Origin of the sequence: Rhizobium ruizarguesonis (assembly GCF_012349115.1) — a bacterium.
GTDB classification, from domain to species: domain Bacteria; phylum Pseudomonadota; class Alphaproteobacteria; order Rhizobiales; family Rhizobiaceae; genus Rhizobium; species Rhizobium ruizarguesonis.
Genome location: NZ_PQIG01000079.1, coordinates 1 through 13,052 on the forward strand (window position 1 = coordinate 1; position 13,052 = coordinate 13,052).

A 13,052-nucleotide genomic window follows, 5' to 3' on the forward strand; every position below is an offset into this window, starting at 1 on the left:
CACCTTCTCCCCGCTGGGGAGAAGAGGGAGATTGCCGGCAGCGCTTCAGCCCAAATTCGCATAGCCATTCTCAATACCCCAATGGCGGCAGCGGCCGGTCGTCGGGCTCGGCGGCGCGCATATCGCTGGTGTTGTCGGTGCCGAGGTCCTGATAGGCGCGGTAGGTCAGCACCAGCAGGAAGGCAAGGAAGGAGAAGGAGATGACGATCGCCGTCAGGATGAGGGCCTGCGGCAACGGGTTGGCGGTGCCTGCGGGCAAACTGTCGAGACCCAGCGGGATGATCGGCGGCACCTCGCGCGTCAGCCGACCGCCGGTAAAGAGCAGCAGGTTGACGGCATTGCCGAGGATGGCGATGCCGAGCATGATCCGGATCGAGAATTTCGACAGCATCAGATAGATGGCGGCGGCAAAGAACAGGCCGACGAGGATCGCGAGAAGCGGCTCCATCATTCCACCTCCTTTTCCTCGAGCGCCAGTGCGATCGAGATGATGGCGCCGAGCACGACGAGATAGACGCCGACATCGAAGAGCATGACGCTCGACAGCGGCACCTCGGCGCCGAAAAGCGTCGGATAGATCCAGAGGCCGGTCATGAAGGGAACGTCAAACAGGATGGAGAGAAGACCGGCCGCTGTCGACAGGAGCAGGCCGAAGCCGGCAATCGACAGCGGATGGAAGTACAGTGCGCGGCGAACGGCGCCAACGCCGCGGGCAATGCCGTAAATCGCCAGTCCCGAGGCAGCGATCAGCCCGCCGATGAAGCCGCCGCCCGGCTCGTTATGGCCGCGCAGCAGCACGAAGACGGAAAAAAGCAGCATCAGCGCGGTGAGAAACGGGGCGACGGTGCGGAAGATGAGGGTGTTCACGGCACTCAGCCCTCCGCCGCGGGATCATTGGCGGCAAGCTTGCGCTCGCTGCCGGCGCGGATGCGGATCAGCGCCAGGATGGCAAGGCCGGTGACCGCGACAACGGCGATTTCGCCGAGCGTGTCGGTGCCGCGGAAATCGACGATGATGACGTTGACGACGTTGGCGCCGTGAGCGATCGATTTGGAATAGGCGTTGAAGAAGGCCGTCAGCGCATCGTTGAACGGCGCCTCGGTCGCCCGCATCAGCACAAGCGTGAAGCCGAGGCCGCAGACAAGCGCCAGCGCTCCGTCGAAGAGCTTGCGGCCGAGCGGCCGCCGATCGGCGGGAGATAGGCGAAGCCTGGTCATGACCAGCGCGAGGATGACCACCGAGAGCGTTTCGACCATGAACTGGGTAAACGACAGATCCGGCGCGCCGAACAGCAGGAAGATGATGGCAACGGCGAAACCCTGGATGCCGAGCGAGACGATCGCCGTCAGCCGGTCGCGGGCAACCAGCACGGCGGCAAGGCCGAAGGCGGCGATCAGGAAGACCGCCCATTCATAGAGCCTGACATCGGCCGGCCAGGCCGGAAGGCGCGGCAGTTCGCCATAGACGACTGGGGGGATGATGAGGATGGCGGCAACGCAAAGGAAGCTGCAGGTGACATAGATCTCCAGCCGCCCCGGTTGGAGCACACGCATGAGGCGGCCGGCGAAGCGGACAAGGCCCGATATAGCGACATCAAAGCCATGGTCCGGCCCACGGCCTGCCGCGCGCAAGAAGACGGCCATCAGGACACGGGCGCGCGCGAGCTGCCAGTAAACGCCGATACCGAGCAGCACGGTCAGGGCAGAAAGCGCCAAGGGCAGGCCGATATGCGGCGTCAGCGAAATATCGATGTCGACGGGTGTCTGGCGGATGGCGGATGCGATCGGCGAGGACAGGACGGTATGGGTGAAGGTCGAAAAGATCGCCGCGAGCAGGCCGAGGACGGCGAGAACAGCCGGTCCGAGCCAAAGCAGGACAGGTGCTTCGTGCGGAGGTTTCGGCGTCTCCACCGGCCGGCCGAGGAAGGGTTTCAGCGCCACGGCGAAGGCGACGGCGAACATCAGCGCATTGCCGAAGACGGTTATCGCGGTAAACGTGATCGCGCGGACATCGGCACCGACGAGTGCCGTGTAGATCTCCTCCTTGGCGAGGAAGCCGAAGAAGGGCGGCAGGCCGGCCATCGAGAAGGCCGCCGCAAGCGCGATCATCCAGGTGAGCGGCATCGCCCGCATCAGGCCACTGAGCCTGGTGATATCGCGCGTGCCGGTCTCGTGATCGATGATGCCGGCGACCATGAAGAGCGCGCCCTTGAAGAGGGAATGCGCCACCAGATAAAGCGCCGCCGCCTCGACCGCATGGTCCGAGCCGAAGCCGATCAGCATGACGAGCAAGCCGAGCGAGGAGACGGTGGTATAGGCAAGCTTGAGCTTCAGGTCGGTCTGGCGGATGGCGAGTGCGGTGCCGACCACCAGCGTCAGCCCGCCGAAGAAGGGCAGAAGGATTTCCCAGGCAGGGGTTGCCCCCATGACGGGATTGAGCCGCATCAGCAGATAGACGCCTGCTTTCACCATCGTCGCCGAATGCAGATAGGCCGAAACCGGCGTCGGCGCCTCCATGGCGTTCGGCAGCCAGAAATGAAAGGGAAATTGCGCCGACTTGGTGAAGGCGCCGCCCAGGACCAGAAGGAGGGCCGCGAGATAGAACGGGCTTTCGCGCACGACATCGCCCGTTCCGATGAGCCGCGACATCTCAGTGACGCCTGAGATGTCCCAGAGGAGCAGCAGGCCGGCCAACAGGCAAAGCCCTCCCCCGCCGGTCACAACAAGCGCCTGCAGGGCAGCGCGGCGAGCCGCCGCACGTTCGTGATCGAAGCCGATCAGCAGGAAGGACGTGATCGACGTCAGTTCCCAGAAGACGAAGAGCATCAGGAAACTGTCGGAAACGACGACGCCGAGCATCGCGCCCATGAAGAGGAAGATGAAGGAGAAGAAGCGGCCCTGATCCTTGTGTCCCTTGAGATAGCCGCCGGCATAAAGCACGATCAGGGTGCCGATACCGGTGATCAGCAGCGCGAAGGCCAGCGACAGGCCATCGAGGAACCAGGAGAAGGAGAGATGAAAACTCGGCACCCAGGAATACCCGCCGGTGACGACCTCGCCGCGCGCGATCTTGGGAATGAAACGCAGAAAATGCAGGAAGGCGAGCAAGGGAGCGATCGCCAGGAGCCAGGCACCGTTTGCGCCGAAGATGCGAATGACGAGGGGAGCGGCAAGAGCGCCGACGAGCGGCAGACACAGGGCCAGAAATGTCAGAGCCGTGACATCGGCCATGTCTCCTCCTCTACTGCATGAATCAAAATATTACAGTCCCTTGCACGTCCGACAAGACGCGCGGCGCTGTAAAGGCAACAGACGAAAAGCCAGCGAAAACCGGCCTGTCTTCTGGCTTAGGCGAAACGGGGGAGCGTCTCAAGCGATTTCGGCCGCAAGCCGCACTGCATGGCGATGTTCGAAGCCGATCAGGCCATCGGTCGGGAAAGGCGCGTCAGCAGGCGGGTGATGCAACCGTGCAGGATGAAGACCAGAAGCGTCAGCGGCCAGAGCAGGCAGGCGAAGAGCCCGGCGAGACGATGGAGCGTCAAGCCGTCATGGTCGGCCCAGCCTTCCAACAGCGTGACCGCCATGGCGGCCACGGCCACCAGGCCGTAGAGCAGGACGATTGCTGCCTCAAACACCAGTGATTCTCCAATGCACGTAACATTAACCCTAACAGGAAACCCCTAACGGATGTAAAAGCAAGCGTCTTACTCCAATTGCGGTATGTCGCCAATCTCATGGCGCGGCGCTGGAGACTTGATGAAGTGAACGCGGCGCACCACATTTTGCGCAAACGGAAACGCCCCTCGGCGAAAGGAGCACCTCATGTCCGAAACTGCGACCACCGCCAAGATCCACAAGACCGATGCCGAATGGAAAGAGCAGCTCACCCCCGAGCAATACCGCATCACGCGCCAGCACGGCACCGAACGCGCTTTTACCGGCCCCTACTGGGACTCCTTCGAGACGGGGCTTTACCGCTGCGTCGGCTGTAATGCCCCGCTTTTCCGCTCCGACACGAAATTCGATGCCGGCTGCGGCTGGCCGAGCTATTTCGAAGCAGTGTCGCCCGAAGCGGTGATCGAGCATCGCGACACGACCCACGGCATGGTGCGCACCGAAATCCGTTGCGGCAGCTGCGACGCCCATCTCGGCCACGTCTTTCCGGACGGCCCACCGCCGACCGGCCTGCGCTACTGCATCAACGGTCACTCCATGGTGTTCGAGCCTGGGAAGTAATCGCCCGGCCGAGCAAGCGGCAAGCGGTTCATTCGGAGGCGACGAGCCCCTCATCCGCCTGCCGCTACCTTCTCCCCGCTCGCGGGGCGAAGGGGGGTAGCAGCAACCTCTCGGTCCCTCGCTCACCTCTCTTGTGGCACGTCCCCTCGCCCCGTTTACGGGGGTCCGAAGGACGGGTCGAGACGAGTGGCTCGACCCCGGTAAGGTTAGGGTGAGGGGCAATCATCAACACTGAAAGACGCCTGCGTAGCTCGACCATACGGCCGGCGAGCCCCCGATCATTCGTGCTCAGCGGGACAGGGCCAGGTTGTCGGTGCGGAGAGGCCGGCCGGCAGCTTGGTCGAGGCATCGCCGCAGGCAAGGTCGATCTGCGCCTGTTCGAGCCCGGCTGCGGCAGAGAGGTCAAGGCCTTCGATGTGGGTCAGGAACATGAAGGCGCGATCGAACATCGGCGTGGTTTCGAAGGTCGCGCCGGAGAGATCGGCACGGGAGAGATTGGCGAACGAGAATTTCGCCCCCGTCAGCACCGCCTTGTCGAAATCGGCGCGGCCGAGCTCGGCCTTTTCGAAGCTCGCGCCGGCGAGCCGGGCGCCGGCGAAATTGGCGCGCTGCAGCTCGGCGCCGGCAAAGGAAGCGCCATCGGCGGCGATATTGGCGAAACTGGAGCGATAGGCCTCGATCTTGGCGAAGTTGGCGCCTTCAGCGTGCGCGCCCTCCAATGAGGCACGCACCAGCGTCGCTTTCTCCAGATTGGCGGATTTGACGTTGGCCCCGGCAAGGTCGGTCAGCGAGAAATCGGTGCCGACGAGGTTGGCGCCTTCGAGATCACTGCCCTGCAACATCAGGTTCTTCTTGGTGCAATCCTGCCAGTCGAGCTGCGGCGAGGCCATGCTGCCGCAATCGGCGGCCCGGGTGACAACCGGCGGAAATGCCAGAAGGACGAGGGCAAGGAGACCGAGCGACGATCTTTGCATTGCCATTGAACTATTCACCCCCATGACGCTTACAATACGCTTCAGGCCGCTTTCCGCGAAGCAGGCCGCTTCCACATTCTTACACAGCTCAGACTACAATAAAAAGATGGCGCGCGCCGTTCACAATGGCTTTGCTTGATGGGTCTGGGGCTTTGCCTGATGCGTCGAGGGCTTTGCCAGGCAGGCAGGTCAATCCGCCTTGCCGGGCAGGTGGATCAATCCACCTTGCCGGGCAGGCGAAGTTCCATGCAGGTGAGGTCCAGCCAGCGGCCGAACTTGGTGCCGACCTCGGAAAATCTGCCGGCGATGCGGAAACCGAGCTTTTCGTGCAGCCTGATCGAGGCGGTGTTCTCAGCCTCGATGCCGGCAATCATCACATGGATATTGCCGGCGGCAGCACGCGCGATCAGCTCCCGCATCAGCCGCTCACCGATGCCGCCACCGCGGCAATCCTTGTCGACATAGACGGAATGCTCGACCGTGTGGCGGTAGCCGTCGAAGGCGCGCCAATCACCATAGGAGGCGTAACCCGCGACCTTGCCCGACATTTCGGCGACGACGACGGGAAAGCCGCGCGCCTTGCGCGCCTTGAACCATTCCAGCCGATTTTCGAGATCGACCAGCGTGTCGTTCCAGATCGCGGTCGTGTGCTCGACGGCGTGATTGTAGATATCGCGGATGGCGGAAAGATCGGCTTCGGTGGCGTCGCGGAGGAGGACAGCGTCTGTCATGATGCTCGGGTTCATATTGTTTGCGAAGGCGGGCATACGCCCCGCCTCGAGAGATGTAAACGGCGGACGCAAAACAGGAACGGCTTCGGGCACATCAGCCGTTCAGAGGCCTGGTGGCGACAGGCTGAAACAGGTGAAGACGGCCGAATAATGCACGGCCGCCGCGGTGACGACGAAGCCGTGCCAGATGGCGTTCTGGAAGCGCAGCTTCTCCCAGACATGGAAGATGACGCCGAGTGAATAGATGACGCCGCCGATGACGATCAGCAGCATCGAGGCGGCGGGAATGCGCGAGGCGACGGGCTCGGCCACCAGAACGCCGCTCCAGCCCATGGCGAGATAAAGCAGGATGGCAAGACGGTCGAAACGCCCAGGAAAGACGCATTTCAGGATAATGCCGACGGCGGCGAACAGCCAGATCGCCACCAGCATGAACAAGAGCAGCGGATCGTCGGCGCCACGTTCGAGGAACGGCGTGTAGGTGGCGGCGATCAGCAGGAAGATCGCCGAATGATCGAAGCGGCGCAGATACCATTTCGTGCGCGAGACCGGCCAGGCGTTGTAGGAAAAGGAAATGGCAAGCGTCAGCACCAGCCCGACGCCGTAGATCCAGGCGGCGGCGAGCGCGCCGTAGGAACTCCAGACGGTGGCGTAGAAGATCAGCACAGTGGCGCCGATCAGCGCCAGCACGAGACCGACGCCATGGACGATACCGTCGGCGATCAATTCGTATCTGTCATAAGCCCAGCGAATGCCGTTGAACTCGGCCATGCACGCCAATCCGTTTCATACCCCGATTGCAATCGTCGCATCGAACGGACGGGCGCGCAACTGCAGCAAAGCACACGGGCGGTAAATCTTCGTGACAGGCTGCAGTTGCGCAAGATCAAACCTTCTGCCGGTCGACCAGCACCGAGCATTTGGCATGGCGCACGACCCGGTCGGCAGTGGCGCCGATGAAGTAGTTGGAAAAGTCGGGAACGTGCGATGCGACGATAATCAGGTCGGCGCCACGGCTTTCGGCGGTCGAGATGATGGCTTTGGCGGGCGGGCCGTTGGCAATTTCGACGGTTGCGGTGACGCCGGCTGCGGCGATCAGCGCTTCCAGCTTCTCGCGGCCGTCCTTCATGGCGTCCTCGACCATATTGGCTGGCAGTTCGATCGCGACATAGCTCGGCACATCCTCGACGACGTTGAGCGCGACGATCTCGCCGCCTGCGTCGAGCAGGGACGCCGCCTTGCGGAGGATTTTTTCTCCCTTGTCGATGCCGCCGAGCGCGATCGCTACGATGATCTTCCTGTACATGGCTTCCCTCCATGACTGAGATGCATAAGTTTCCTCTAAAGAAGATATGGACGCATTGATCGCGATCAAGTGGACACAAGTCATCGTCAACACCTGCTCAACGCTTCATCCTCAAAAACGGATCTTCTGTGAACAATCGGAATGCGCCATATAGGGATCAAGTACGGCAGCCGAGGGGAGATCAGAGGCGAATGAACCGGCGAAACTTCCTCGGGCTTGCCACAGGCGGCATGTTTGCCGCCACCGCCGGTACGCCTTCTATCTTACAGGCCAATTCAGAGGCAGGAGAACAATCCATGACGACCGAAACTTCCTATGCGCTGACGCGGCCCGCCTATATCGACCAGTCGCATCTCGTCGTCACCGACCTCGGTCTCGTTTCCGGCTTCTATCAATCGATGCTCGGCCTGAAGGTGATCGAGAAGACGGCGAGCGGCGAAGTGCTGGGTGTCGGCGATCTGCCGCTGCTGACGCTGACGACCGCAAAGAATGCGACCATTGCGCCGCGCAATGCCGCCGGCCTTTTCCATACCGCCTTCCTGATGCCTGACAGGGCAGAACTCGCACGCTGGCTGCGCCATGCGGCACAGAACAATGTCGTTCTCGACGGCGCCTCGGACCATCTCGTCAGCGAGGCGATCTATCTATCCGACCCCGAAGGCAACGGCATCGAGATTTATGCCGACCGGCCGCACGAACAATGGAAATTCCACCAGGACGGCATGGTGGAGATGGCGACGCTGCGCCTCGACCTGCAGGCGCTCTACAACAGCGCGCCTGATGAGCGCTGGGACGGCATGGCTGTGGGGACGGCGATCGGCCACCTGCATCTGCAGGTCGGCGATATCCCGCAGGCCGACGCCTTTTACCACGACGTCCTCGGCCTCAAGCTGATGGCGCGCTATCCCGGCGCGAGCTTCTTTGCGACCGGCGGCTACCATCACCATCTCGCCGCCAATATCTGGAACAGCCGCGGCGCCACGGCACGCGCCGGCAACATGACCGGGCTTTCGGACTACAAGGTCCGTTTCAACGACAAGGCGACGCTGGATGCGGCGGTCTCCAAGCTCGATGCGCTGGAGATCAACAGCGAGAAGCGCGACGGCGGCGTGTTCCTGAGGGATCCCTGGGGCATCGGCCTGACGCTTTCGGCGTAACTCCTGCAACAACGGGTCAGCCCTATCGGTTGAAGGAATAACGACGGAAATCGGCCTGCTTCGGTTGCACGGCGGACGGCAAAGGGCGCCAATGCTGTGCGCCTTCACGTGCACCGCGCCACATTGTCACACCCTTGAGGAACCGGAACCCTATCGGCGCGTTTCCGTGAGGAAGCAATGGGGCTTCGGGGACCTCACCGCATGGGCATCGCCAATGGCATCCGCAAACAAGCAAAGAAGATCGCCATCGGCGAACGCCACACCAGCGCCTGGGCGCAGTCGCTGAAGGAGGCGGCCGAAGAGTTGCCGCCGCCACCGCTGCACCGGCTGGAAAAGGACGGGCTCGACGTCAGCATGGCCTGGGCGATCATCGGCATCTTCGGCATTCTTTTCCTTGCCGCCGTCTATCTGATGTCGCTGATCCTCATCCCGATCACGCTTGCGGTCGTCGTCGGCATGATCCTCGGCATGGCGGCAGAAAAGCTCAGCAGGATGGGGGTGCCGCGGCTTGCCAACGCCTTCATCCTGTCAACCAGCGTGGCGCTGGTGATCTTCCTGTTGATCAACTCGCTCGCCGACCCGCTGATGACGCTTGCCAATGAGGGTCCGGCCTTCGCCGAGCGGACCATAAACCGCGTCATGCCTTATCTGGAGCGCATCAGATGGCTGCATATCACGCCGGCGACATTCGAAAGCGGGTCGATGTCGATCGGTGCGCTGCTCGAAAACACTGGCAACGTGCTGCACGTGGTGACAAGTAGCCTGACGCCGGCTCTGGTGCAGGGGATGATCTTCTTTGCGGCGCTGCTGTTCTTCCTCGCTGGTCGGGTCAACCTGCGCAAGACGATCATCATGACCTTCCGCACCCGCACGCAGCGCCTGGCGGCGATCCGTGTCATCAATGCCGTCGAGCAGGTGCTCGGCTTCTATTTCGCCACGGCCTCGCTGATCTATGTCGGGCTCGGCGTGGTCATGACTGTCATTGCCTATGCCGGCGGGCTGTCTGCCCCGGTGCTCTGGGGCTTCTTTGCCTTCCTGTCGAGCTTCATCCCCTATCTCGGCATCACGCTGATGACGTTTGCCGTCGCGGTCGCCGGCATCCTGACCCATGACGGCCTCCTTATCGGCCTGATGCCGGCCGCAGCCTTCTTCACCGTGCATCTGCTCATGGAGAACCTGATCTTCCCCGCAGTGATGGGACGGCGGCTGGAAATCAATCCCTTCGTCGTCTTCCTCGCCATCCTGTTCTGGACGTGGATGTGGGGCGCCGTCGGCGCCATGCTGGCGCTACCGCTCTCGCTGATCGTCATGACTGTCATTGACGAACTGCTGATCGAGGAAAAGCCGCAGCCGCAGTTGCCGAAATGATCAACCGGGGGGACGTCAGTGGCATCTGATCTCGATCTTGCCGAATCCGATCACGACCAGATGGTGAGCGGCCGTTCTCTCTGGGGGAAGAGCGGCATACGGCCGGAATGGCGGCCAACCGAGGAGAGCTTTTCCACCGACGTCGCCGTGATCGGCGGCGGCATCACCGGCGCATTGGTTGCCGAACATTTGACGGCGCGCGGTTTTTCCGTAGCGGTCATCGACCGGGAGGAGCCCGGTTTCGGCAGCACCGCGGCGAGCACGGCGATGCTGCAATGGGAAATCGACAGTACGCTCACCGAGCTTGAGGATTATTACGGCTTCGAGCGCGCGGCCGGCATCTACCGCCGCAGTGGTGCCGCGGTCGCCGGCCTTTCCAAACTGATCGCAGCAAACGGGATCGCCTGCGGCTTCCGGCCGCGCAACACGCTCTATCTCGCCGCCAATCGCGAAGGCGCGCGCGACCTCTTGGAGGAGCGCCAGCTTCGTCGCCGGGCGGGTCTGCCCGGCGTCTATCTCGAACATCCCGATCTCTTCACACAATTCGAGCTCGACCGCGATGGTGCGATCTATTCGCCGGGTTCGGCGGAGTGCGATCCGCTGCTTCTGACCTGGGCCTTGATCGAGATGGCGTTGCGGCGCGGTGCGCGGCTGGTGAGCGCTTCCGTGGCTGCGCTTCACAGCGAAGGTGGCCGCGTCTTGGCGGAAACGGATGGAGGGCACGTCATCGAGGCGCGGCATGCGGTGCTTGCGACCGGCTATTCGATGCCGGGCCTCGACATGCCGAAGCTGCACCGGTCGAGTTCGAGCTGGGCGCTCGCCACCGTGGCGCAGGATCCGGCGAATTTCTGGCGCGACAGAGCGCTGATCTGGGAGGACAGCCACCCCTATCTCTACATGCGTACGACGCCGGACAATCGCATCGTCGCCGGCGGCGAGGATGACGAGACGAGCGACGCGCAAACGCGCGACCGCAAGTTGCCGGCCAAGATCATCGCAATCCAGGAGAAGATGAAGCGGCTGTGGCCGAAGGCGGATACACGCGTCGCCCATGCCTGGTGCGGCACCTTCGGCGAGACGACCGACGGTCTGCCGCTGATCGGTCCGGTGCCGGAGATACCGCATGTGTTCGCAGCCTATGGCTACGGCGGCAACGGCATCACCTTTTCCTATCTCGCCGCACAGATGATCGGCGCCATGCTCGCCGGCATGCAACGGGATTGGTTCGAGGATTTTGCGGTCGACAGGGATGGGCCGGGTTTGGCGCGCTTTCATTCGGGAATGCATAGAAGCGAGACGGAAAGCCAAAGGCGCTGAAATTTCCGTCGTCTAGCTTGCCTGTTCTTTGGCACTCATTCGCAGCTCTTTAACGTGCTTAGCCACTTCACGAACATTCGGGATGCCAATGAAGGCGATTTTTTTGACACTATCCCCCTCTTCCTCCCGGCGAAAAATCAGGGTTCCCGAGTAGTCCCATTTTTCCTTGACCTCCAAAACGTTGATGGCTGTCGGCGCTATCGTCGTCGCTCGTCGCCTGATCAGATTTCGAACGATGAGAAGCCTGCGATCAGTGGCGGCGTAAGCAGTTCGACGCGTGGCGATCATATCGAAAAACACGCTTGCAACGAATGCGACACCGACGAGCGGGAAGGCTCCGAGCAAAATGATGCCCCAAATTCCGTCCGGTTTTTCGATGGCAGGTCCGTTAGCAATCCTCGATAATAACTCGCAACTGAAGATCACCCAAATCACGCCGAAAATAAAATCAGGGCGCCTAAAAATGAAAGTTTCCCAAGCACTTGGTTGCCCTGTCCAAACAACAGTTTCGGAGGGATGAAGCTCATTTTGAATTTCGCCTTCGACATTCCAAATCGCACGAGGCATGCGCTCCCCTACGTCCCCTCAACCGAAAAAACAAAAACAGCATTATTCGTTTTCCAGGGGTGAGCAAGCGAAGAGATCCGAAACCCTACTCGGTCGTCTTGTCGTCGCCGGTGTCCTCGACATCCTCGAGGCGGACGAACTCCGTGCCCTTGGCCTTGAGATCGACCAGCGCCTTGGCCACGCCCTCGCCGGCCGCATGGGTCGGCTGGTTGACGTGGGAGATCACGACATCGCCGTCCTTGGCCGAGGCGATGCGTTTTTCGGTGATGACAGCCCCGAGCAGCGAGCCGCCGTCGCCGTTCACCGAATAACCGGCAATGCGATAGCCCATGGCGCGGATCTCGCCGATGGCGGAAAGATCATATTTGGCAGTCGAGCCCCTGAACCAGTGCGGCGCCGGAATGCCGGCCGCGACCATGGCGGCAGCGCCGCCTTCGACTTCCTGCCGCACCGCTTGCCGCGAGCCGGCCGACGCGATGCCATAGATCAGCGTTGGCGTGTCGACGGCCGGAATATGGTTCTGGCCGTGGTTTTCGAGTTCGAAGAGATCGGGATTTTGCAGAAACACGCCAAGTGCTTCGGGATTGCGCTTCAGCCAGCGGGCAGTGACGAAGATCGTTGCCGGGATGCGTTCACGCACCAGCGTCGAAAGGATGCGCTCGTCCGCCTGCCCCATGCAGGCATCGAAGGTCAGCGCAATGCGGGCATGGCCTGCGATATTGGAACGGGCGATGTGCAGATGCGGCTCGACGAGCTTTGGCGCCGGCGCCTTCGGGGCCGGACTAACCGCCGTCGGCACGGCTGACGGAATTCCGTCCGCGAATGCAGCGGAGATACTGACGAGAAGGAACGCCGAAGCGAGCAGGATGCGGTTCATACGACGGATTTCTATGATTCGAGCTGCCGATTTTAGCGACAGCTCTCCCCCGGCGCCATGCGGCCGGTTGTCACCGCAGCGGCTTGGACGGACAGGGCAGCATCAATCATAGAGATAATACTTGTCCCACTTCTCGCGCGGCACCTTCTCGCCGATCTCGTAGTTGAGTTCGCGCACGTTGATATGCTGCGGACCGGTGATGCAATTGTAGGAGAGATGGTACCAGTCGCCCTTGCTGCGGAAGACAGCACCCGGCGCGTCCAGCGAATTGTCGCCGGGGATCGGGTCCTTGAAGGTGTAGGCGATCACCTTGTCGGGCTTGAAGCCAGTGCTGTCCTTGTTGATGCGGCTCATCGCCTCGGTGTCGCAGCTCTGTTCCAGGCGGGTCGAGGGATCGAGTTTTTCCAGCTGCTTCTTGATGGCGGGATCGACGGCAAAGGCGGGGGCAGCAAGGCTTGCGAGGGATACAAACAGGATCAGACGTTTCGGCATTGCGGAGAGAATCCCTTACTGTTCTGCA

At 62.0% G+C, this 13,052-nt stretch carries 15 protein-coding genes; 4 read left to right on the plus strand and 11 right to left on the minus strand.

Annotated elements, in window-relative coordinates; all coding sequences use genetic code 11:
- Positions 1-70: 70 nt before the first annotated feature.
- From C3Y91_RS17555 to C3Y91_RS17570, 4 genes are all read right to left on the minus strand, one after another.
- Positions 71-448: a Na+/H+ antiporter subunit C gene (locus C3Y91_RS17555; protein WP_032989519.1), complete on the minus strand. Its 378-nt coding sequence runs from the start codon at positions 446-448 to the stop codon at positions 71-73.
- Positions 448-867, minus strand: coding sequence for a Na(+)/H(+) antiporter subunit B (locus C3Y91_RS17560; protein ID WP_024322824.1), 420 nt, complete (start codon positions 865-867; stop codon positions 448-450). The genes C3Y91_RS17555 and C3Y91_RS17560 overlap by 1 nt, the downstream gene beginning before the upstream one ends.
- A gap of 5 nt (positions 868-872) precedes the next feature.
- Positions 873-3,230: a putative monovalent cation/H+ antiporter subunit A gene (locus tag C3Y91_RS17565; protein ID WP_024322823.1), complete on the minus strand. Its 2,358-nt coding sequence runs from the start codon at positions 3,228-3,230 to the stop codon at positions 873-875.
- 188 nt (positions 3,231-3,418) lie between these two features.
- The gene (locus tag C3Y91_RS17570) at positions 3,419-3,634 is read right to left on the minus strand and encodes a hypothetical protein (protein ID WP_168575632.1); all 216 of its coding nucleotides are present in this window, start codon (positions 3,632-3,634) and stop codon (positions 3,419-3,421) included.
- Positions 3,635-3,821: 187 nt separating this feature from the next.
- On the opposite strand from C3Y91_RS17570, the gene msrB reads away from it, so the two are divergent.
- Positions 3,822-4,235: a peptide-methionine (R)-S-oxide reductase MsrB gene (gene msrB, locus C3Y91_RS17575; RefSeq protein WP_017959622.1), complete on the plus strand. Its 414-nt coding sequence runs from the start codon at positions 3,822-3,824 to the stop codon at positions 4,233-4,235.
- A 278-nt stretch (positions 4,236-4,513) separates the two neighbouring features.
- Here the strand turns inward: msrB and C3Y91_RS17580 are convergent, their stop codons facing one another.
- The 4 genes from C3Y91_RS17580 to C3Y91_RS17595 form a co-directional block, all read right to left on the minus strand.
- Entirely contained in the window at positions 4,514-5,215 is a 702-nt protein-coding gene (locus C3Y91_RS17580; protein WP_130655019.1) for a pentapeptide repeat-containing protein, read from the minus strand.
- Between the two features lie 209 nt (positions 5,216-5,424).
- Positions 5,425-5,976 (minus strand): GNAT family N-acetyltransferase, encoded by a 552-nt coding sequence (locus C3Y91_RS17585; protein WP_130681403.1) that lies wholly within the window; start codon positions 5,974-5,976, stop codon positions 5,425-5,427.
- Positions 5,977-6,042: 66 nt separating this feature from the next.
- Positions 6,043-6,711 carry a PAQR family membrane homeostasis protein TrhA gene (gene trhA / locus C3Y91_RS17590; RefSeq protein WP_064245549.1) on the minus strand — a complete coding sequence of 223 codons (669 nt, stop codon included), beginning with the start codon at positions 6,709-6,711 and terminating at the stop codon, positions 6,043-6,045.
- Between the two features lie 115 nt (positions 6,712-6,826).
- Positions 6,827-7,246, minus strand: a complete 420-nt coding sequence (locus C3Y91_RS17595) for a universal stress protein (RefSeq protein ID WP_018070907.1) — start codon at positions 7,244-7,246, stop codon at positions 6,827-6,829.
- A gap of 296 nt (positions 7,247-7,542) precedes the next feature.
- Between C3Y91_RS17595 and C3Y91_RS17600 the strand changes: the two genes are divergently transcribed.
- The 3 genes from C3Y91_RS17600 to C3Y91_RS17610 all read left to right on the plus strand — a co-directional run bounded on the left by C3Y91_RS17600 (position 7,543) and on the right by C3Y91_RS17610 (position 11,088).
- Positions 7,543-8,403 (plus strand): VOC family protein, encoded by an 861-nt coding sequence (locus tag C3Y91_RS17600; protein ID WP_032989513.1) that lies wholly within the window; start codon positions 7,543-7,545, stop codon positions 8,401-8,403.
- A gap of 201 nt (positions 8,404-8,604) precedes the next feature.
- Complete coding sequence (locus C3Y91_RS17605) at positions 8,605-9,771, plus strand: AI-2E family transporter (RefSeq protein WP_018070905.1); 1,167 nt, start codon at positions 8,605-8,607, stop codon at positions 9,769-9,771.
- An 18-nt stretch (positions 9,772-9,789) separates the two neighbouring features.
- Entirely contained in the window at positions 9,790-11,088 is a 1,299-nt protein-coding gene (locus C3Y91_RS17610; RefSeq protein ID WP_075224828.1) for an NAD(P)/FAD-dependent oxidoreductase, read from the plus strand.
- A 12-nt stretch (positions 11,089-11,100) separates the two neighbouring features.
- On the opposite strand, the gene C3Y91_RS17615 is transcribed toward C3Y91_RS17610, so the two are convergent.
- The 3 genes from C3Y91_RS17615 to C3Y91_RS17625 form a co-directional block, all read right to left on the minus strand.
- Complete coding sequence (locus C3Y91_RS17615) at positions 11,101-11,655, minus strand: PH domain-containing protein (protein WP_075224827.1); 555 nt, start codon at positions 11,653-11,655, stop codon at positions 11,101-11,103.
- 85 nt (positions 11,656-11,740) lie between these two features.
- Positions 11,741-12,532, minus strand: coding sequence for a polysaccharide deacetylase family protein (locus C3Y91_RS17620; RefSeq protein WP_024322817.1), 792 nt, complete (start codon positions 12,530-12,532; stop codon positions 11,741-11,743).
- Positions 12,533-12,634: 102 nt separating this feature from the next.
- Complete coding sequence (locus C3Y91_RS17625) at positions 12,635-13,024, minus strand: DUF930 domain-containing protein (RefSeq protein ID WP_018070902.1); 390 nt, start codon at positions 13,022-13,024, stop codon at positions 12,635-12,637.
- Between the last annotated feature and the right edge of the window lie 28 nt (positions 13,025-13,052).